We start from the raw sequence: 19,560 nt of genomic DNA on the forward strand, positions 1-19,560 counted from the left end.
AAGAAGGTCGCGTGAACCTGCTGTACCTACCGGACTTTGAAGTATTTACAAAGTATATTCAGAAGGTTGGAACTATCACTGCGAACACTTCCGCAGTTGAAGGCCGAATTGTTGATCTGAAAGGTGCACCACTGCCGGAGACAACTCCGACGCCGGTACCAACGGCTCCATCCGGAGGATCCGGATCAGGATCTACACCAAGTGCAACAGCAAAACCAAGTGCAACACCTTCAGCTACGCCAGCTCCAACGGCAACGCAACAGGTGACAACCATTACACAATCTGAGTTGACTGCACAATTGGCTAAATTACCTGCTGGCAGCAATGAACTGGTCATCCCGGTCACTGCTTCTGCAGGTGGTGCACAAATCGTGCTTCCAGGCAGCGTTATTGTTGCTCAGGCAGCTGCTCAACCGAATACTATTCTGACCTTTACTGCAGGCAGCACTTCCTATTCCATGCCTGTAAGCATCATCAAAGGAGCTGCACTTGCTGATCAATTGGGTACAAGTGACTTTACAATTACTGTTTCCATGACAGCAGCTGACTCTGCTACGCTAAGCAGCGTGAACAAAGCTGCAACACAGCAAGGCTCCATTACCCTAGCCGGACCTGTGATTGAATTCAGCGTCACAGCCCAAGCGGGAACAAAGAAAGTACCAGTAAACGCTTTTGGCAGCACGTACGTTAAGCGGACAATCATAGTTCCAGGCACTTTGAATGCACAGAACGCTACAGCAGTGGTCTTCGACCAAGCTAGCGGACAGTTGATCTTCGTGCCATCTGTCTTCACAGCCAAAGCAGACGGAACAACAGAAGTAACAATTACACGCAACAGCAACAGCATCTATACTGTGATCCAGTCTAGCAAATCGTTCGGAGATACTGCCGGACACTGGGCGAAGTCATCTATTGATCTGCTGGCTTCCAAACAGATTGTGAGCGGAACAAGCAGCACTACCTTCTCCCCTTCACAATCGGTCAGCCGTGCTGAATTCGCAGCATTGATCACACGGGCATTGGGTCTGGAAACTGTTAGCGGCGGAACAACCTTCAGCGATGTTAGCTCGTCCAAGTGGTATGCGGGCGCCATCCAGACGGCTTCTGCAGCTGGCCTGATCTCTGGCTATACGGATGGTACTTTCCGTCCAGACAGTCAGATTTCGCGTCAGGAAATGGCGGCTGTACTTGCTAAAGCCATCAAGTATACAGGCGCAACCCTGAATGCAGACCCTGCGGTGCTGGCCAAGTTCAGCGATGCAGCCGGTATCCCGGCCTGGTCGCGCGAAGCCGTAGCAGAAATTGCGGCCGCTGGCATCATCCAGGGAACACCTGACGGAGCTTTCGCTCCACAAAAAGCGGCAACCCGTGCAGAAGCCGTAACCATGCTGGAGAAGACTCTGAAGTCACTTCATTTCATCAACTAGACTCTAAGTCGATCCATCATTAAACCACAGATTGTAAAGCATCAATAAAGAGGGACCTGGGCGAAAGTTTCGTCCGGGGCCCTCTTATTATTTTGCAATGACCGGAGCCTACATCAGGTCAGGTCTGCAACACAACCGCTATTTCCATATTAAAATCGGGATTGAATTTTCAAAATTGTTCCATTATAATAAAACCAATATTCAGTTCTATATTTATAGAACATACATAATGATCGTATTTAATCTAACTAATCAACATCAATTATCTCTGAGAGGACAAGTGAACCTATGCCCCCTACCAACTACATCGTGGAAGTAGATTTTGCACCCATTTATGAATGTGTGAATAGCCTCAACGCGTTTCTCCGCAAGCAGAGTCATGCGGTCATGGATTCAGGAAAGCTCTGGGTTCGGGAAGTTCAGCAGCACTTATCACCTGCGCTGCTACAAAAGATGCGAAAAGCCATGGATGCAACGGATGAGTCCAATCTCTATCCCTATATCTGGAACTGTCCAGGCGATCGTTCTGTTACCGGCTTCCTGGATTGGCTGGACGCCCTCTCCTCGGGCGAGCTTTATGAGATCGCTGCCCGGTATAATCTCAGTGTTCCGCCTAATCTTCCAGAAATACGCGACCTAGCCTCTGAGGCTTTACGGGCTTGGAACACCCATTACTTCAGCGGCATCGACCAGGCTATCATTGAGGGTCTTGCGCGCGAAGCCGAGTACAGGCGCGAAATGTTGAACAAAGATAACAGTATGGAGGTCTATGAGCAGGCTACACAAGGCATGCGGCTATATCCTACGGATCTTCTGAAGCAAGTTGTGATCATCCCCCAGTATCATACACGTCCACTCGTGACCAGTGCTATTTATGATGAGGTTATTTTCACCAGCTATTCCTGCGATGTTCTTCCGCCCGGAGCAGGCCGGCCGCCCGCAGAACTACTGCGGCTAACACATGCGCTGTCGGATGAAACAAGACTCTGCATCCTTCGCTTGCTGGCAGGGAAACAGCTTACGTTTACGGAGATCGTTCGGGAGGTCGGCTTGTCCAAAAGCACGGTCCACTACCATCTCATCACCCTTCGGGCAGCAGGACTGGTTATCGTGCACTTTAACAATAAGACCACAGACTATAGCCTGCGCCTGGAGGCGCTGAGCGATCTGCCCCGGCAAATCAGTAACTATATGAAGATCTAATGGGAAAGACACATTTGGGGAGAACCCAAGCTTAAGGGAGGAATCCTATGTTAAAACGTGGTTACTACGGTTTGCTGGCCACAATATCGCTTAGTTCCCTGGGCGATACCTTCGGGCTGCTGGCAATGGAGTGGCTGGTCTATGATTTGACCGGCTCCAAGCTGGCCATGGGCGCCTTAGCGCTCAGCTCCAGCATTCCCGAATTCGTCCTCCGGCTCATCGGTTCACCGTTGTCTGATCGGCTGCACCGCAGCCGATTTATGGCCGGCCTGGCAGCAGTGCGTCTGCTGGCCATACTAGTGCCGCTGACGATGGGTCTGGCCGGACAGCTTCAGCTGTGGCATCTGTTTCTTGCAGCCGGACTCAGCGGTGCTTGTGCCGCCCTCTTTATCCCAACGGCGATGGCTATCGTGCCCGACGTGGCGGACGCTCGCAAGCTAGTGCGCGCATTTGCCGTAATCGACGGATTCAAGAACGCAGCTGCCTTACTTGGCCCTGCCATGGCCGGCGCTCTGACAGCCGCCGCCGGAGCGCTGCCGGCCATGGGTATTTACGCCGTCTGCTACACGGGAGCCATCGTTACTTTACTGTGGCTGCCCAAGATGCAGACACCTGTAAAAAACGAGAACAATTTATCCTTGGCTCGCTACATCCGGGAGATTACTGAAGGCTTCTCTTTCTATAAGAGCTTTCCAGCCATGCTGGTGATCATGTGCATGGTGGCAATCAGTAATATGTGCAATATTGCTGTCTGGACGATGATCATTCCCTTTGTAAGCGATGTGCTGAATAGGGGTGCCGCCACTATAGGCATCCTGACTACAGTTTTTGCACTGGGCACCTTAGTCGGGCTGACCATGATTTCATTCCTAGGAGAAATCAAACAAAGGCAGACGGTCATGCTATCAAGCCTCATGGTTATTGGTCTCGCTACGACATTAATAGGATTTGCTTCGAGTTATCCCTTGGTACTGGCGGCCCTGTTCACCTCTGGAGTGGCAGCCCCCTTCTTTGGTTCACTAAGCTCTTCCTTGCATGGACGCTTAGTTCCGTCCCATTTGCAGGGACGGGTCAACTCAATCCGCTTCCTGATTGGCGGCAGTCTGCAACCAATCGGTGCTATGGGCGGAGCAGCAATAGCACATGCTTACGGTCTGCCTATTCTTTTCCTGTCTGCCGGTCTGATTCCTATCCTGTGTTCAGGAGTAGCAATGCTACTACCTGTTCTAAACGGAATTAACGGAGATCTGTCAGACCTGGAGGCAAAACACACATTAAAACAACATCTAACAACGAATAAAGGAGATGTACCGGCATAACGGAACATCTCCTTTTGATCAACAACTCTATAAGTAATAGTTCAATAGTATACGATGATCTGTCAGGATTTTACCTCGTCAGCATTAGATTCGTAATGGCTGATATCTCCATGCAACAGAATTTCCGGTATGTCCCCTGTAAAATCAATCCGGCTTAGGCAGGTAGGATGGATATACGGGAGATCCCACAGCTTAGGGAGGGGTCTGCCCTCGAAGTACGCCATTAACAGCTTGATCACCACCGTATGGGTGACGATCAGTACAGCTTCACCCTGATGGGCATCCACAATTGCTGCAAGCTTGTCCAGTGCCCGTTCCTGTACCTCTGCAAAGGTCTCGCTGCCTTTCACCTTGAATTTGGCAGGATCCTTCCAGAAATATTCGTACTGATCCGGGTGGATCACCTCAAGCTCTGTGGAGTCACAGCCTTCCCAAATCCCCATCCCGATCTCCAGGAATTCTTCGGCAGACTGAAGTGGAATATTCCGCTCCCCGATAATGATCTCTGCTGTTCGCCAAGCCCTCGGGCTCGGGCTTGCATAGACAGCATCTAATCGTTCGGTGGCCAGGCCACGTTGCAGCCACTCTGCCTGCTGGACACCGAGCGGTGTCAGCGCCGAATCTTTATGACCTTGCATGCGGTGCTGCACATTCCATTCGGTCTGCCCGTGCCGTGTCAAATAAATTGTAGTTGTGCTCATGATTAATCCTCCTTATGTACGATTCCGTTCCATCCATCTTATCGCATAATCCACGATCTCTCGCTGAGGAATCAACTTAGCCGGAGCCGCTGCAACCGGGCCCAAAGCAATTCGGCCTGTATCCTCCTGAAATTGCTCAGCCAGGGCGACAAAATCCTCGGATTCCCAGTCGAGCTCCTTGAACTCCACCCACTGTCTGTTCCCGTCTACCATCATTGGCGCTCCACTGACGATTTCCTGTTTGCCTGGAAAAGAAGCCCGGCATTCCGCCAGATGCAGTGAGGTGTTGTTGAGGTTCTCCACCCCGAGCAGCAGAACACTTCCATTCAGATCATAGATGCGGGCCAGAGGTGAATGTTCTCCCAACCCGAAGTCCAGTCCATGTCCGTCTATGATCACATCCCTGTGCTTACCCCAGGCTGCGAATGAATGGACAGGGTGACTACTGCGCTTGACCCCCTTTTGCTTACGGAAGGTATCTGGTATGACCCCCATCCCCCTTAGCAAAGTCATATCAGGATCATACGCAGGCATCATTTCACGGATTGAAGTCCACCAAGCTTCTGGAACCGGGGGCCTTGACCAGCCCGAAGGATCGGATAAATCGCTCGAATGCGTAGGCATAACTAGCGTCCCCTCTTCTCCCAATACCTCTTCAAGCGCCAAAATAACAGCAACAGGCCCACCTGCTACCCACTCTCCAAGCGATTTAAATGAAGAGTGCATAATTAGCGTCATTCCCTCCTGCACTCCCAGGCGGCGAAAATCCTCCGCCAATGTCTCCACCGTAATCAAATTGCCCTGAATCATTTCCATCCTCAAATCCCCTCCAAATCTATGTATCTAGGCAGCCCGTAATCCCATAATATAATCGTTCGCACAGAGGAGCAAATGTTCAAGTATTTAGTAGTAGTTGTAAAAATATCTCCTTTTGGATACGCTAATCAGAAATAGCCATCGCAGCAAAGAAACAAGAAAGCAGCAGCCCTCCGGATGACCGGGAGGCTGCTGCCTGCATTTCACTGGCAAGCGAAGGGACTGTCCGCTTGATATTATTCTCTTGTGACAAAGCTAACACAGTATCCTCTACCTAATTGTATAGGAGGAGGACGCTTATTCACCTTCTATGCCAATTCAGCCTTGATCAGGCTGATTTCACCATGCCGAAGCGCTTCTGCCGCTGCTCCGCGTAGCAAAGCGCCGTTAATCGTGCTAACGGTGCCATCCGTATACTGAAGCGTCATACTACGGATGGTTGCTCCGCCGTCTCCAAAGGTATCGGCCTTGCGTTGGTTATAATACGTCACCTTGGTTTGACCCAGGAAGGTGAAGCTCAGTTCTCCCTGCTCGTCAAACAGCCAGCCCGGTAGCACAGGGTTGAGGGAAAGCGCCAATTCTCCGTCTACGACGGAGAAGGCCTTGCTGCCAGCCATCATTTTGCGCCACATGCTGAGGAATTCTGCCGTCGATCCGCTTAGCCGGGCTACGAAGCCACGGCCATGCGTGCCAGGGTCAGGGTTGCCTCCCGTAGCGATAAACGACGAGTTCTCCAGCGTGCTCCGACCATATACTGCCGGATCAAGGAATGGCACGAGTGAGGTTTTCAATTCCGAATAGAATTCCTCGTACAGTCCTGCCTTCAGCAGCTCTAGCAAATATTTGTAAGACATGTGCAGGAAGTTGGACTCCCGCTCCAGCCAGCCCGGAGTGAAGGCGCGCATCCGCCCGATTTCATGAGATTCCTCTTCTAGACTTACAGACGTTTGGTACATCGATGTCTGAGGATCATATAGTCCGGTGCCCTTAATCAAATTATAGATTTCCTTGGCCTTCACCGGATCCTTCAAGGTCTTCAGCCAGCGGGTCGGTCCTTCCAGGAAATAAGGCAACGGCTTGGCCTCAAACTCTTGCACCACTGCTTTTTGCAGACCGTATCCACTAAGTACCGGTCCACCTTCCGCATCTACCACAGGCTCAAACCGGGTAGCCTCGAAGCGGAAATAAGTCGGTGTCAGTCCGTTCCCCAGCTTCACCGCTCGCTCAATACCCTCGTCAAGCTTGAGCAGGAACCGGGAGAAGGCACCACGGATGTGGGTAAGGGCAACTTCAGACTCACTTCCCGTAATGCCGAACCGGATGCTCTCGCGGTAAGCTTCACGGGCCGAAGCTACGGTATCCCAGTATGCAAACTGGGTCAGTTCTCCCTCCAACACAGAAGTAACAGCGGTGTTTACCTGCTCCAGCAGAAGCGCTATTTCTTCCGGCAAGCGTGCTGTGCCTTCCGCATTGTCCGGGCTGTCCAGCACATCGAGCAGGAAGGACACTGTCCGCTTAAGCTCGAAGGTCTCGCTCATCCCGGATCCGAACAATCCCGGCAAGCCATTCATAGCATCATTCCAGCCCGGTTTGTTGCCTTCCATTTCCACACCCATTCCGTAAGGGTCGAGTGTAGCGAATTTGTTCAGGGCCAGCGACACTATTTTTACAAACAGGTTCGTATTATACACCGAGCCACGACCGCGTTCCGTCCGCAGCCACTCCGTGCTTCCGGCTTTACGCTTCAGCTTGTGCAGCTTCTCTTCGTCCTCAAGCAGCGCGCCGTACTGACGTACTTTCCCGTCACTGATGACGTATTTCTCGCTGCGTGGGAGAACATAGGCGGGACTGTCATAGAACGCATAGGTAGCGTCTCCGAAGAGCAATTCTTGTCGCCGGTCAGGGAAAATATCCAGGTACCCCTCAACCAGATCAAGGTTGTATGTCCAGTGATCGGACCAGAAGCCCTCCCCGAAGGAAGCTTCAATGTTCTGTTTGGACAAAGAAAGCACACCGAACAAGAACTCCTGCTCTTCTACTTTCAGCTCGACATGATGGTCGGCGATGTAATTGATCAGACCACCTGGGGTGAATACGCCGCTGAGCAGCTTGCCAAGTCCTTCGTGCTGATTCGCAGCGCCTTTCTCAATCCAGGCTTCCAGCGCAGAGCGATTCTCCGGCAAAATTTCAAAAGTCGTTCCCTGAACACTCAGTGGATTGTACCCATCAGCCTGCATCAGGCTGTAAAACATTTTGATATTGAAGCTGCCGACCTTCGGATTGAAGAACACATCATTGCGACGGTTCTGGTTCATATCCCGGAAGTTCCCGTTGCCTTGAGAATAGTATTCTGGCGCTAACGAGAAGAAGTTGTAGTCGCGCTCCATGTCGCCATGCTTACGGGAATACAGATGCACTACGAAGCCATCTCCACCGTTATCGAAGATGAACGGGTAGCCTCCACGCAGGAAGTTGTCGAGATAAGACTGACGGCAGTAAGCATCAAAGATCGGAGAAGAAGTCTTTGTTGCAATATCTTCAGTCAGATCCTCAGTGAGTTTGGACGCTTCCTCAGCTTTATCGGAAATGTAGGCGTCACGGCAAATGTGCGCCGACCTTTTATTGATCTTCTCAATGTCACTGACGTGGCCGATCAGGGTGTTCACCGTCAGGCTGGACCCTGGAACCAGCGTCCGCGCTACGCCACTGAAGCCACAAGGGACCTTATTGACTGGATATTGACGCAGTTCTGCAAGACCAGACAACGATAACTCCGCGAACCGGTCGGGATAGGACAGGGAAGTGTTGCCACCAAATACAACCTCAAAATCTACGAACGGCGAGATCTTCTCTCCCTCTCCAGTAAAGGACAGGTAGAAGTGGCCCTTCGTAATCTCACTGACCTCCGCATCGTCATTGGTGCTGGAACGCAGCTTATAGAACGGGATACCGTTCTCTAGGTTGTAGACATCCATCCAGCTCCGCAGAAGGTTGCCGATGTCTTTGTAGCCACTGTTCTCGACACCGAACGGCAGAATTTCCGGAAGACCATCCAATAGTTCAAAATCGATCTCCTGGCCCCCGATATTCTCAATCGTCACCCGGCGTACCAGTGCAGCGTAATCTTCATTCGGAAGATTAAAGTAATGGACTGTCGTCTTCAGCCCATGCCCAGCATGGCTTTCCTCGATGGTCAGACCGTTTGGAAGAATGGTCATAACCCGCTTAGCCTCGGCATCAGGACGCGCCGACTGGAACGGCTCGTAAATTTCCCGTTCCCCCTTGATCTTGATAAAGGTCCGGAAACCGGAGTTGGCCACATTCTTGTAAGAAATGTTCGCCGGAGAGAATTCCATGATCGGCGAGTTTTTGTCGCGAATCCCGAAGCTACATACCCCTTGACCCCGATTGACATAGAAGGACCACATCGGAATTCCTTTCAAACCGGCAAGGCCAGGCAGGAAACTGGCAAACGGTTTGCCTTCATGGAACTGCTCTATCACGAATTTGCCGGAATCAAAATAATAATGACTCATACTGCTACCCCTCCCTGAATGAACTATTGTGTAATGAGATGCGTGATGATGGAATGCGCCGGAAGCTCGAAGCGGGCAACCTCATCACCCAGTCCCAAAGTAACCTCGCGGGACTCTTCCCCTTCGTTCATCAGCACGACGGCAAGACTGCCATCCGGATTGCGGAAAGCTGTGGACAGGACGCCTTCAGCAGAATTTTGCAAACCAATTCTCACCGCGCCTGGAGCAATATATTTGCTGAAATGCCCGATATAGTAATACGAGCTGTTATAATGAATTTCGTTCGTAGTCGTGTCGGCAATTACTGGAGCATCGCACAAATTGTTAACATGGTTAGGGCCTCCAGTCTCATCCAGCACCAGGTTCCAGTCCAGATAGCCTTCGGTCCAATGATTGAGGTCGCCGATCATATTCCGTCCGTAGCGTTCGCCTGTGAACCACTCTCCAAGTCTCACGCCGCCTTCCTGGCAGCCCTCTGTGAACAACAGATGCTTGTCAGGGAACAGGTCATGCACCTGACCCACTTTCTCGAACTCCTCGCCGCCGTACCAGTGGATACCTGTACCCCATACATACTTTGCAGCTTCAGGATCGGATAGCACTGCTGACGCACGTTCAACCATAATGTCCCGGTTATGATCCCAGATTACAATATTCACGTCGCCGTAGCCCTCTTTGTGCATCACCGGTCCCAGGTGGTTCTTCACGAAGTCACGCTCTTCTTCCGCACTGTACACACAAGAATCCCACGTCTGAACAGCAGCCGGTTCATTTTGTACGGAAACCGCCCAAATTGGCACACCTTCCTTGCCATAGGCTTCGATAAACTTCGTGTAGTAACGCGCCCACACATCGGCATATTCCGGCTTCAGCTGTCCGCCGTTATTCATCTCTCCATTCGTCTTCATCCATGCCGGAGGACTCCACGGGGAAGCGAGCATGGTGAACTCGCCGCCTTTAACAGCCATAGCGTCTTTGATTAGCGGCAGCACCCACTTATGGTCGTGAGAAATATCGAAAGTAGCCAGCTCTGTATCGTTGTCCTCCACGTACGTGTAGTTGCCAAGTGCAAAATCGCAGCTATGGATATGTACGCGGCCCATCGAGTAGTTAAGTCCCTCTACAGGGTGAAAATAGCGGTGGATGACCTCGGCCCGCTTCTCAGGGCTAAGCCTAGACAATGTATACGCAGCCGCTTCAGTGAATGCTCCGCCGAAGCCGATCATCTTCTGATAAGATTCTTCAGGCTTCAGTTCCACTTGAGCTGCATTACCTTCTCTAGCCTTAAACTCAATTCCGTCTACCTTGCTGAGGCGTTCTCCTGTGTCTTTGGCGGTTACTACGGTTTGAACTGTTGTCATTGTCATATCTCCTTATAATTGGAATAATTGCTTTCGAAACGATTCGAAACCGGTTTCGATTTTTTCGAAAAAAAATGGCGTTTTTTGCTTTAGTGCAAAAAATCATAGCAGAGAGCCATCTGAAGCGCCATCCGTGCTTATTGCCTAAGACCGGATGGGCCCCGATTATAGTTACTCCTCTTTCGCGGGGGGTGCACAGGAATCTCTTACAATGACTTCTACTGGCAATGCTAGGGCTTCCTTCTCGTTCGGGATCTTGTCGATCGCGGCAAGCAGGATCTCCGCTGCCCGGCTTCCCAACAGTTCCGTGTCCTGCCTAACTGTTGTCAGGGCCGGGGTGACATAGCGCGCCAGTTCGATATCGTCATATCCCATGACCGAGATATCTTCAGGTACAGCCAGACCGGAATCTTGCGCCGCCTTGACGGCTCCAAAGGCCAACAAGTCGCCCGAAGCAAACACGGCCGTTGGCCGCTCCGGCAATCGCAGCAGTTCCATCATGGCATTGTAACCGCTCTCCAAAGAATAATAGGCGCCTGTGACGATATAGGAATCCCGCAGCTCCAGCTTCTGCTGCAGCATCGCGGCCTCATACCCCTCTTGCCGACGACTTCCCGGAGTGGTGTTCACACCGCCGGAAATATGAGCAATTCTGCTGTGGCCCAAGCCAATCAAATACTCCACTGCCTGCACTGCGCCGCTCCAGTTATCCGAGCATACGGTATGGGATTCCGGTGTCTCATAGTCCAGAACCACTGTAGGAATATCACTATCCAGTAGCTCCTGAAAATAAGGGTCTTCATAATCAGACAGAAAGACCACAACTCCGTCCACCCCGCGAATCCGGCAATTCTCCAGATATCCGCTCTGCTTACCGCCCACATCCTTGGATATGAACATCAGCGCATACCCTTTAGCCACGGCCACCTGCTTGAAGCTTTCGATCACCGCGCTGAAAAAGGGATGGCGGATACCCGCTCCGGTGCTCTCCACGAACAGCACGCCGATGGTCCACGATTTCTTCGTGGTCAGCGTTCGGGCATGGGCGTTGGGCACATACCCCATCTCCTGTGCTGTGCGGAGGATATCCTGGCGCGTCTTCTCGCGCACATCGGAATAATTATTGAACACCTTAGACACGGTCGTCGGAGAGTAACCGGTTCTTTTGGCAATATCATAAATAGTCGTCAATCCGGTTCACTCCCGCCTCTCATCATGAGAACGCTCTCCGTTCACTGACATTCTAACGTCTTTCCTTACGGTAGTCCAGCATAAAATATCTCTGTACAGGAGGCCAAAGGGTAACGATCTGAATCAGAAGTCCCAAACTCATATACAAAACATGAGGCCAGTAAACCGCATTCAGGATATAAGTCTGCACCATAATCCAGATGATCTGCCCAAAGCCGATATAGAGTGAAAGTACCCACGAACTATGAAGTTCTTTAAATGGATTCAGTACCTCAGCCCATTGCCACTGCGGCCTTCTGATCATGCTGTACAGCGTGAACAAAGGGAACAAGCCAAACACCATAAGCAGCAACAATCCTGGCACCAGAAAATCAGGAAAAGGTGATCTTGTCAGCAAGGTTACCGACATACCCACCAAGCCGCCTTGGGGATCGGCCACCAGTGCGCCACCACCTGCAATCGCTCCAACTCCCAGAAAAGCCTGAAGAATGTACAACAATACTACCGAAGGCGGTCTCTTGTCGTTACTTGTCTGGCTTTGCAAAGTGCCTATTTCAGACTGCATTCCTATCCCTCTTTTCCATGAATAGTCGTGCTTATGCCCTATTTAATTACTCTATGCGTTACCTCGCTCTCATTTTACAGTGTTTTCCTTGGATATACCGAGACAGAAATCACAATAGAGAGGCCTTTAGCGACATTTATTGTCTGCGGTGTAAACGTCTGCACTTTGCGTTATACTGAAACTGCTATCTATACTACGAGGGGACAGGACAGGGCTGTAAGGTTCTTCGTCCAAAATATACCGATGACCGATATCATTCTGCCTTCTTCCAAACAATGTGCCTACTGTGAGCAGCTTAAGCCTCTCGCCGAGTTCCGCAGGCGGACCGGCAAGCGCTCCAAGGCCCAGGCCCGGCGAGGCGCGTGTCGGGATTGCCGCAAGCAGCGCGCTGCTGAATCTGGTATCACGCAGCTGCAATCCTTGCAGCCGCCAATGCCAGCGCTGGCACGCCAGACGGAGCCTGGAAGGGCGGCCGTAGCGCCCCCATCGCCACCGGAAGCTACGCGAGACGTTCCTAAAAAGGCGGCCGTCGGCCCGCTGACTCGCTCTCGCGCCGAACGAGCCAAGGAGCGGAAAGCCGCAGCTTCGCTCACGGCAGCGAAGCCTGCCACCAAGGGGCGACCGCGCGGGGCCGAGCCGCGGCGAACACCGCTGCATCAACGGGGGCCTAAGCCAGAGCCCACGGATACCACAGCCTTGGTACCCTCGTCGCAGGGTATGATCCTGATGCGTGGTCATAGTGACAAGGGGAGGCGCTGGCATCAGGAGATTGACTTGGAACTGGCGGTTACACTGGTTAAGGAGCATGCTGCAGTAGTCGTCAATCGGCGGACCATCCGCCGCCTGTACAGCAACAAGGCCTTCCGTGCCCTGATCCTGAACAGGGACCGCTATACCTGCTATTTCTGCGGACTCTACGGAGATACCATCGACCATTTGCTTCCGCGTGCCAAGGGCGGCCATACGACACCGGACAATTGTGTATGTGCCTGCAGCCTGTGCAACCAGACCAAGGCAGATAAGGATGTCGAGGAATTTATGGGCAGAAAAAGGTAGCTACTTCTACTTCCCCATAACAAATAAACGCTCCAGTCCCCCGGCAAGCTGCTGTCTCTGGACAGCGTAAGCCAAGGCATCGGAGCGTTTTTAGTGATAGGTGTCATAGAACCCCGCACGCAGACAGTTACGTCTTGAAGCGAGCGGATGGATAAACTTTAACCGGTGATATTCTTGACCCGCCCGACTTGGCCACTGGTCAGCCTGACCTTGATGCCATGCGGATGCCGCGGGGAATTAGTCAGGATATCCTTAACCTGACCATGGGTCAGCTTACCTGTAGCCTGATCCTGCTTCAGTACGATGTCTACCTCAAGTCCGGGCCGGATATCCGCCCTGTTTTGTCCATTCATGATGACATCCCCCTTTCATGCTTATTATTATTGTTAACAAACAATTACAGCTGAAACTATATATTTCAAACAGTTTAAGGACGTGAACAATTATGGCCTTCGGAATCAAAAGAGAAGAATTGCAAGCATGGAAGAAGGCTGTCTCTGCGGGAGAGATAGCCTTCCTGACCCATTACTGGATTGATCCCCGGTTTCCCGGCATGACCACCGTGACCAAGGTTGGCTGCAGCGACCTGGATCGGCTCGCCCATTGGTGCAAGCAACATGGTCTGCCTGCCAAATATATTCATAACCGCTCACCGTTCCCTCACTTCGATCTCATGGGCCACCGCCAGAAGGAAATTCTCCGCAGCGAGGGGCAGCTCGATCAGTTAGAACGGTTCAAGCTGCTCTGATCAGGAAGACATTGCCCTGATACGCTATTTTTTGCGCCGCAGGTCTTCCATGATCTTGCGCCCAGTAGGTGTCTGAGCCAGTCCGCCTCCGGCGGTCTCACGGTGGATCTCCGGCATCGCCGAGCCAACCTCCAGCATGACCTTGATCACTTCATCGGAAGGAATCACGCTGCGCACACCTGCCAACGCCATATCTGCGGCGGCCAGTGCGGTCACTGCGCCAAAACCGTTTCTGACGATGCAAGGGATCTCTACGAGCCCGCCGACAGGATCGCAGATGAGACCCAACGTGTTCTTAAGCGCCAGACCTACGGCATGTACGGCCTGTGCCGGGGTTCCGCCGCGCAGCTCAGTTAGCGCGCCCGCTGCCATGCCGATGGCTGAGCCTACCTCGGCCTGGCAACCGCCTTCCGCGCCAGATACAAAAGAATTATTGGCGATAACATAGCCAATCGCTCCGGCAGCAAACAGGCCGGAGACCATGACATCATCACTCCAGCCAAAACGCTCCTGGCAGCTGAGGAATACCCCTGGAATGATGCCGCAGGAGCCCGCCGTTGGCGTAGCAATAATGCGACCCATCGAAGCATTCACTTCGGACACCGCCAGTGCATAGGCCATAGCCTGACCCGCTGGGCCACCAAGAAGGGGCTCCGCTGCTGCATTATAGGCGCCTACTCGCTGGGCATCCAGTCCGGTAAGTCCGCTGCGGGAGGTTGTATCTTCATGCATCCCACGGTGTACAGCTTCTTTCATGACCCCGTAATACTGGCTCATGGTGGCGAATTCCTGCTCCTTGGAGCGACCCGATTCCGCACTTTGTTCTTCTAGCATCAGGGCGCCAATCCCAAGGCCTCTTTCCTCGCATAATACAGCCAATTCACTTAATGTTCGAAAATTCATGATGTACTTTCCTTCCCTTTCTCCTCTTGCCCAGCTTCATTCAAATCTACGAGCTTCACCGACTTCACTGCTGGGAGGTCCCCCAGGGCCTGAAGCAATTCAGGTGTCGCCGATTCATCCAACTCAAGCACGGTCAGTGCAGCGCCACTGCGGTTCTTGCGGTCAAGAGACATATGTCCGATATTGACCTGCCCGCTGCGCATAACATCCGTAACACTCGCAAGCACGCCCAAGTAATCCATATGCTCAATGAGGACCGTAGGATACATGCCTGTCAGCTTCACCCCGAAGCCGTTAATATCAACAATCTCAATGTTGCCGCCTCCGATGGAAGTCCCGGTTAGCGTCAGCTCCTGTCCACTGTCCTTGCCAACGAGACGCAGTCTTACCGTATTGGGATGAGGGAACAAACCCGTTCCCTGGCGGAAGGAGATATCCATACCTGCCTCTGTGGCAAGCGTTATAGAATCCGGGAGCCTTGGGTCGTCGGTGGTATAGTCCAACAATCCGCCGATAATTGCCCGATCCGTACCGTGACCTTCATAAGTCGCAGCAAAAGAGCCGAAGAAAGTTACTTCGGCTTCACGCGGCATTTCGCCCAACACCTGGCGGGCCGCCCGGCCAATCCGGGCCGCTCCTGCTGTATGCGAACTGGAAGGCCCGACCATAGCCGGGCCGATAATTGAGAATACATCTTTAAAACGCATGATGATAAAGCCTCCGTTTATACAGCTAAGCAAATATTCTACGCTTGCATATCCCTATTATACTGCACAGGTGCCAAACCTACACAGTGGAGCAAGCGATTATTTTGACAAACTGCAGGCCTTAGCACCTTCCACTAAGAGTCATAGCCTACGTATCCCGAGAGTACAGCGCAATGTCGTCACGGTATTGCCAGCCGAGTCCTTCCCAAAACTGCCGACCCTTCTGGTTGTCTTGGATCACCATGAGATGACATTTGGTAATGCCGTCCTCCCTCAGCTTGTCCAAACAACGGGCCACCAGTTCGCGCCCTGAGCCCTTGCCACGGGATGCGTGACGAACGGCAACATGATACAGAAACCCCCGGCGACCATCATGCCCACACAATGCCGTACCGATCAGAGAACCGTCCTCATGTACACAAACCTGGCTTAACTCCGGATTGCGCTCCAGAAAACGTGAGATTCCTGCCCGTGAATCTGCCTCGTTAAGTCCCATCCCCTCAGTATTCACCCATAATTCATAAGCCGCATCGTAGTCGTCAGCTGTCATTGACCTATAGATCACGATTTCCCACCTGCCTTTACAAACCGGTAACCCGTAATTTCATATCCTAATCTTTTGTAAAAAGCATGCGCTTCCTCGCGTTCGGTGCCGCTAACCAACCAGGTTCCAATACAGTCGCGCGCTGCGGCCAGCTCCTCTGCATACTCTACTAGCTTTCGTCCCACGCCCAGCCTGCGGCTTTCCTTATCTGTCACAAGCACGGAAATTTCGCCATAACGGGTATAATCCTCAATATTTTCCCGCACACGGAAACCTAAAGCCCCCAGAAGGCGTTCTTGTCCCTCGGAAAACTCTTCATTCTTCTCTCCTAAGCACACATACAGCTCTTCAATAGGACTGGTAGCTATAAAATCAAGCCTTTTCTCCACTTCCTCCAGTTGCAAAGGCTTGCTGATCAACTGCACCATTAGCCGGTGGAGTTCCGGCGCATCGCTTTTGAACGCTTTTCGGATCACCAGATTCATGTGACAACGACTCCTTTACGATTTATCCAGTATGATTTGTTATAGACCGCTCCCCGCACAAAGCCCTTAGCTCCATTTCAGAAAGCTTATCAAGTCCAAGTACAGCCTCGTAAGGATCACCCTCCAGCTGCAAAAGCTGGGCAAAGGCCGGTTCCGTCTTTACCCCTTGGCGCTTCAACTGTATAACCTGTTTTCTAAAAGAATCGCCCAATATACTCAACACCCGGGCTTCGACAACCATATGAATATACCCGTTCTGCTCCCTGCTTGGACGCGGTTGTCCGAACAGTTCTACCGGCCAACCTCCTACGCTAAAATTGATTTTAATGCGAGGGGTTCCATCAACGGTCCGTGATTCGCAGCTATACTGATCCATCTCACCAAAGTGTAGACCAACCTGCGCGGCAAAGGCCTCCCGATCATGTACCTCACAGATAATATCGAGATCGCTGCCCTCCACCTGAATGCCAAGCGGCACCGTCCCCACAAGTACAGGGTGGTACTGACTCAACACGGTAAGCACATTCAGTTCAGTCAGCAGGGTATGCACCTCCTTCTGAAGTGCTGTACCCTGCTGCAAATAGGAAATATCCAGCCAGTGCTCATCTTCCACCATCTAATCCCACCCCCTTGCAAAATACGACCCTACTTTACACCGAAAGCCTGGCCTAAGCCTTCTTCCCTTATTAAATCCTTGCACCTGTGCACAAGGGAGTGCACGATTCCCTGGGCGAACGCATAGAAATATAAGAACACAGAGAAGCCCGAGGAGGAGTTCGTTCCATGAAGCAACCCCTGGTATACCCCTACTACGGACAAAAAACCGTCTGCACGGAACAGCCGATTGCCTTCCCGCCCCAGCACCAGGAGCGACCCGGACTGGAAAGTCTGATGACTCCTCGTCCGATTAGCGAGAACCCGGAACTGCGTGGCAGTGGCAAGCTGAAGGGCAAGGTTGCCCTCATCACCGGGGGCGACAGCGGCATCGGAAAAGCTGCGGCCATTGCCTTTGCCAAAGAGGGCGCGGATGTAGCCATCGCCTATTTGAATGAAGTCTCCGACGCAGAGGTCACTCAGCGGCGCATTGAGGAGCTCGGCCAGCGCTGTCTGCGAATTGAAGGCGACCTGCGCTTCAAACAGAACTGCACTGCGGCTGTAGAGCATACCGTTGCCACATTCGGCAAGCTGGATATTCTTGTGAACAACCATGCGATCCACTTTCCACAGAAGAGCATCCTCGACATCTCGGAAGAACAGCTGTATCTGACCTTCCAGACAAATATCCTCTCCTACTTCTTCCTGACTCAAGCCGCACTGCCTCATATGAAAAGAGGAGCTTCCATTATTAACACGGCCTCCATTACCGCTTATCGAGGGAATGTGGAGCTTATTGATTACTCCTCTACCAAAGGAGCCGTGGTCTCTTTTACCCGAGCGCTAGCCATTTCGTTGGCTGATACTGGAATTCGTGTCAACAGCGTGGCACCCGGGCCGACATGGACACCGCTGATTCCATCCAGTTTTTCACCCGAAGAGGTCAGCACATTCGGTACAGGAACCCCGCTTAAGCGGGCAGCACAGCCGTATGAACTGGCTGGAGCATACCTGTATCTGGCGGGACCGGAGTCCTCCTTCGTAACCGGCGCGTGCATTCATGTCAACGGTGGAGACATGATCACCAGCTGAGAATTTTACCGAAAGGAGCCAAAACGATGCATAGAACCCAACCCTCCGAAATCACTTCCGTCAGGTTGACTGCCGGAATGTATGCCCTGAGCAAATTGGCCTGTGCAGGCCTGTTGTTCTTACTCTTATCCCTGTTGACGCTGGTCTACCCCGCAAGCGAAGGCTCACCGGGTGAAGAATGGCCTGTCTCTGCCGCCTACGCCATTTATGCCTATGGCCTGCCGGCTGCGTTGGTCGCAGATGGACTGCTGCGTATTCTGCGCATCCGCCTCCTGGCCGTAGCCTTCGTCGTCTACGCCGCGGCAGGCCTAGGAGCAGGTCTCTGGCTGGCTGCAGAACAAGGCGGCACCCCCTTGCTCTGTGCAGCCGCTGGCATCATCGGTCTACTCTTGTTCCGCACGGCACAAATCGCCGTGGAGCGGCTTCCACTATTTCTACCTGTATTCGCTTTGTTCGTTCCGCTCCTGTGCCTGGTGCTGTTTAACTGATCGGCTATGGCCTAGATCCTGTTAGCCAATGTCCCCATTTAAAATGCGGTCCGTTAGTTACGAGTTAGTTAGATAGATATGAGTTAGTTAGATAGATATATGAGCTAGTTTGATAGACATGAGTTAGTTAGATAGGTATGAGCAAGTTAGATAGACATGAGTTAGTTAGATAGACATGAGTTAGTTAGATAGACATGAGTTAGTTAGATAGATACGAGCTGGTTAAATAGATATGGCTTCCGTTAGATACGGCTTCGCTAGTTGTGGCTTTACGGCATATCGTTCAGCTATAAAGACGAAGTTAAGAACCAAACGTAAAGCTCGTCGTTACTACGGAGGAATGTTTGACTTCCCCCTTCGTTCTTCTTTTCTACCTTGGTTTCTTTTGTTCGGCAAATATAACAGCATTTTTGTACCTTATATTCATCAAATATAGGCCAATAAGTTAAATAAGGGCATTATTGCATCTTATTTTCAAAGAAATCACCCTGAAAGGGCTACTGTGGAAGATTTAAGGTACAATATTGCCCTTAATTCCCTCAAACCCTTGGCTGCAGAGACAATTAGGGTACAAAAATGCCGTTAATTACACTTCAGGAGTGCGTTCCATATAGGATCTTAGAGTCTATACATCACCGTAATGACGTTCGGACTTTAAGTTTGAATCCTGGGTTTGAACCTTAAGTCCGAATTTTGAGTTCGAGCCTTGAGTTCGAGTCTTGAGCTCGAATCTTGAGTTCAACTCTTGAGCTCGAATCTTGAGTTCAACTCTTGAGCTCGAGTCTTGAGTTCAACTCTTAAGTTGGAATCTTGAGTTCGAACCT

At 51.7% G+C, this 19,560-nt stretch carries 20 protein-coding genes; 7 read left to right on the forward strand and 13 right to left on the reverse strand.

Features of this window, described 5'->3' with window-relative positions; genetic code table 11:
* From AC3Y23_RS21475 to AC3Y23_RS21485, 3 genes are all read left to right on the forward strand, one after another.
* On the forward strand, nucleotides 1-1,427 hold a 1,427-nt coding region (locus tag AC3Y23_RS21475; protein WP_379202834.1), incomplete at its 5' end, for an S-layer homology domain-containing protein.
* Nucleotides 1,428-1,715: 288 nt separating this feature from the next.
* Nucleotides 1,716-2,630, forward strand: coding sequence for an ArsR/SmtB family transcription factor (locus tag AC3Y23_RS21480; protein ID WP_379202836.1), 915 nt, complete (start codon nucleotides 1,716-1,718; stop codon nucleotides 2,628-2,630).
* Between the two features lie 47 nt (nucleotides 2,631-2,677).
* A complete protein-coding gene (locus tag AC3Y23_RS21485) occupies nucleotides 2,678-3,949 on the forward strand; it encodes an MFS transporter (RefSeq protein ID WP_379202838.1) in 1,272 nt (423 codons plus the stop codon).
* Nucleotides 3,950-4,011: 62 nt separating this feature from the next.
* Here AC3Y23_RS21485 and AC3Y23_RS21490 read toward each other — a convergent pair whose 3' ends face one another.
* The 7 genes from AC3Y23_RS21490 to AC3Y23_RS21520 form a co-directional block, all read right to left on the reverse strand.
* Nucleotides 4,012-4,650: a histidine phosphatase family protein gene (locus AC3Y23_RS21490; RefSeq protein ID WP_379202840.1), complete on the reverse strand. Its 639-nt coding sequence runs from the start codon at nucleotides 4,648-4,650 to the stop codon at nucleotides 4,012-4,014.
* 12 nt (nucleotides 4,651-4,662) lie between these two features.
* On the reverse strand, nucleotides 4,663-5,466 hold the full coding sequence (locus AC3Y23_RS21495; protein WP_379202842.1) for an AAC(3) family N-acetyltransferase: 804 nt from the start codon (nucleotides 5,464-5,466) through the stop codon (nucleotides 4,663-4,665).
* Nucleotides 5,467-5,590: 124 nt separating this feature from the next.
* The gene (locus AC3Y23_RS21500) at nucleotides 5,591-5,728 is read right to left on the reverse strand and encodes a hypothetical protein (RefSeq protein WP_379202844.1); all 138 of its coding nucleotides are present in this window, start codon (nucleotides 5,726-5,728) and stop codon (nucleotides 5,591-5,593) included.
* Nucleotides 5,729-5,774: 46 nt separating this feature from the next.
* Nucleotides 5,775-9,002 carry a cellobiose phosphorylase gene (locus tag AC3Y23_RS21505; protein ID WP_379202846.1) on the reverse strand — a complete coding sequence of 1,076 codons (3,228 nt, stop codon included), beginning with the start codon at nucleotides 9,000-9,002 and terminating at the stop codon, nucleotides 5,775-5,777.
* A 23-nt stretch (nucleotides 9,003-9,025) separates the two neighbouring features.
* On the reverse strand, nucleotides 9,026-10,363 hold the full coding sequence (locus AC3Y23_RS21510) for a glycoside hydrolase family 30 protein (protein WP_379202848.1): 1,338 nt from the start codon (nucleotides 10,361-10,363) through the stop codon (nucleotides 9,026-9,028).
* A 171-nt stretch (nucleotides 10,364-10,534) separates the two neighbouring features.
* Complete coding sequence (locus AC3Y23_RS21515; protein WP_379202850.1) at nucleotides 10,535-11,554, reverse strand: LacI family DNA-binding transcriptional regulator; 1,020 nt, start codon at nucleotides 11,552-11,554, stop codon at nucleotides 10,535-10,537.
* 52 nt (nucleotides 11,555-11,606) lie between these two features.
* The gene (locus tag AC3Y23_RS21520; RefSeq protein ID WP_379202852.1) at nucleotides 11,607-12,119 is read right to left on the reverse strand and encodes a hypothetical protein; all 513 of its coding nucleotides are present in this window, start codon (nucleotides 12,117-12,119) and stop codon (nucleotides 11,607-11,609) included.
* A 243-nt stretch (nucleotides 12,120-12,362) separates the two neighbouring features.
* On the opposite strand from AC3Y23_RS21520, the gene AC3Y23_RS21525 reads away from it, so the two are divergent.
* Nucleotides 12,363-13,175, forward strand: a complete 813-nt coding sequence (locus AC3Y23_RS21525) for an HNH endonuclease (protein WP_379202854.1) — start codon at nucleotides 12,363-12,365, stop codon at nucleotides 13,173-13,175.
* 158 nt (nucleotides 13,176-13,333) lie between these two features.
* On the opposite strand, the gene AC3Y23_RS21530 is transcribed toward AC3Y23_RS21525, so the two are convergent.
* A complete protein-coding gene (locus tag AC3Y23_RS21530; protein ID WP_175370842.1) occupies nucleotides 13,334-13,528 on the reverse strand; it encodes a YwbE family protein in 195 nt (64 codons plus the stop codon).
* Between the two features lie 92 nt (nucleotides 13,529-13,620).
* Between AC3Y23_RS21530 and AC3Y23_RS21535 the strand changes: the two genes are divergently transcribed.
* Complete coding sequence (locus AC3Y23_RS21535; RefSeq protein WP_379202857.1) at nucleotides 13,621-13,923, forward strand: hypothetical protein; 303 nt, start codon at nucleotides 13,621-13,623, stop codon at nucleotides 13,921-13,923.
* Between the two features lie 24 nt (nucleotides 13,924-13,947).
* Here the strand turns inward: AC3Y23_RS21535 and sdaAA are convergent, their stop codons facing one another.
* The 5 genes from sdaAA to AC3Y23_RS21560 all read right to left on the reverse strand — a co-directional run bounded on the left by sdaAA (nucleotide 13,948) and on the right by AC3Y23_RS21560 (nucleotide 17,178).
* Nucleotides 13,948-14,826 carry an L-serine ammonia-lyase, iron-sulfur-dependent, subunit alpha gene (gene sdaAA, locus AC3Y23_RS21540; protein ID WP_379202859.1) on the reverse strand — a complete coding sequence of 293 codons (879 nt, stop codon included), beginning with the start codon at nucleotides 14,824-14,826 and terminating at the stop codon, nucleotides 13,948-13,950.
* Entirely contained in the window at nucleotides 14,823-15,533 is a 711-nt protein-coding gene (sdaAB, locus tag AC3Y23_RS21545) for an L-serine ammonia-lyase, iron-sulfur-dependent subunit beta (RefSeq protein ID WP_379202861.1), read from the reverse strand. The genes sdaAA and sdaAB overlap by 4 nt, the downstream gene beginning before the upstream one ends.
* A gap of 148 nt (nucleotides 15,534-15,681) precedes the next feature.
* Nucleotides 15,682-16,098 (reverse strand): GNAT family N-acetyltransferase, encoded by a 417-nt coding sequence (locus tag AC3Y23_RS21550; RefSeq protein WP_379202863.1) that lies wholly within the window; start codon nucleotides 16,096-16,098, stop codon nucleotides 15,682-15,684.
* Nucleotides 16,095-16,562: a GNAT family N-acetyltransferase gene (locus AC3Y23_RS21555; protein ID WP_379202865.1), complete on the reverse strand. Its 468-nt coding sequence runs from the start codon at nucleotides 16,560-16,562 to the stop codon at nucleotides 16,095-16,097. The genes AC3Y23_RS21550 and AC3Y23_RS21555 overlap by 4 nt, the downstream gene beginning before the upstream one ends.
* A 22-nt stretch (nucleotides 16,563-16,584) precedes the next feature.
* A complete protein-coding gene (locus AC3Y23_RS21560; RefSeq protein ID WP_379202867.1) occupies nucleotides 16,585-17,178 on the reverse strand; it encodes a DUF4269 domain-containing protein in 594 nt (197 codons plus the stop codon).
* A gap of 167 nt (nucleotides 17,179-17,345) precedes the next feature.
* Between AC3Y23_RS21560 and AC3Y23_RS21565 the strand changes: the two genes are divergently transcribed.
* Nucleotides 17,346-18,248, forward strand: a complete 903-nt coding sequence (locus tag AC3Y23_RS21565) for an SDR family oxidoreductase (protein ID WP_379202869.1) — start codon at nucleotides 17,346-17,348, stop codon at nucleotides 18,246-18,248.
* 26 nt (nucleotides 18,249-18,274) lie between these two features.
* On the forward strand, nucleotides 18,275-18,736 hold the full coding sequence (locus AC3Y23_RS21570; RefSeq protein WP_379202871.1) for a hypothetical protein: 462 nt from the start codon (nucleotides 18,275-18,277) through the stop codon (nucleotides 18,734-18,736).
* The last annotated feature ends 824 nt before the right edge of the window (nucleotides 18,737-19,560 follow it).

Source organism: Paenibacillus sp. MAHUQ-45, assembly GCF_058133325.1.

What these genes read in the sequence shown, in the direction of transcription:
- AC3Y23_RS21480 (WP_379202836.1), top strand. Translation starts at nt 1,716, where the DNA reads ATGCCCCCTACCAACTACATCGTGGAAGTAGATTTTGCACCCATTTAT.
- AC3Y23_RS21485 (WP_379202838.1), top strand. Translation starts at nt 2,678, where the DNA reads ATGTTAAAACGTGGTTACTACGGTTTGCTGGCCACAATATCGCTTAGT.
- AC3Y23_RS21490 (WP_379202840.1), bottom strand. Translation starts at nt 4,650, where the DNA reads ATGAGCACAACTACAATTTATTTGACACGGCACGGGCAGACCGAATGG.
- AC3Y23_RS21495 (WP_379202842.1), bottom strand. Translation starts at nt 5,466, where the DNA reads ATGGAAATGATTCAGGGCAATTTGATTACGGTGGAGACATTGGCGGAG.
- AC3Y23_RS21505 (WP_379202846.1), bottom strand. Translation starts at nt 9,002, where the DNA reads ATGAGTCATTATTATTTTGATTCCGGCAAATTCGTGATAGAGCAGTTC.
- AC3Y23_RS21510 (WP_379202848.1), bottom strand. Translation starts at nt 10,363, where the DNA reads ATGACAACAGTTCAAACCGTAGTAACCGCCAAAGACACAGGAGAACGC.
- AC3Y23_RS21520 (WP_379202852.1), bottom strand. Translation starts at nt 12,119, where the DNA reads ATGCAGTCTGAAATAGGCACTTTGCAAAGCCAGACAAGTAACGACAAG.
- AC3Y23_RS21525 (WP_379202854.1), top strand. Translation starts at nt 12,363, where the DNA reads ATGACCGATATCATTCTGCCTTCTTCCAAACAATGTGCCTACTGTGAG.
- AC3Y23_RS21530 (WP_175370842.1), bottom strand. Translation starts at nt 13,528, where the DNA reads ATGAATGGACAAAACAGGGCGGATATCCGGCCCGGACTTGAGGTAGAC.
- AC3Y23_RS21535 (WP_379202857.1), top strand. Translation starts at nt 13,621, where the DNA reads ATGGCCTTCGGAATCAAAAGAGAAGAATTGCAAGCATGGAAGAAGGCT.
- sdaAA (WP_379202859.1), bottom strand. Translation starts at nt 14,826, where the DNA reads ATGAATTTTCGAACATTAAGTGAATTGGCTGTATTATGCGAGGAAAGA.
- sdaAB (WP_379202861.1), bottom strand. Translation starts at nt 15,533, where the DNA reads ATGCGTTTTAAAGATGTATTCTCAATTATCGGCCCGGCTATGGTCGGG.
- AC3Y23_RS21555 (WP_379202865.1), bottom strand. Translation starts at nt 16,562, where the DNA reads ATGAATCTGGTGATCCGAAAAGCGTTCAAAAGCGATGCGCCGGAACTC.
- AC3Y23_RS21560 (WP_379202867.1), bottom strand. Translation starts at nt 17,178, where the DNA reads ATGGTGGAAGATGAGCACTGGCTGGATATTTCCTATTTGCAGCAGGGT.
- AC3Y23_RS21565 (WP_379202869.1), top strand. Translation starts at nt 17,346, where the DNA reads ATGAAGCAACCCCTGGTATACCCCTACTACGGACAAAAAACCGTCTGC.
- AC3Y23_RS21570 (WP_379202871.1), top strand. Translation starts at nt 18,275, where the DNA reads ATGCATAGAACCCAACCCTCCGAAATCACTTCCGTCAGGTTGACTGCC.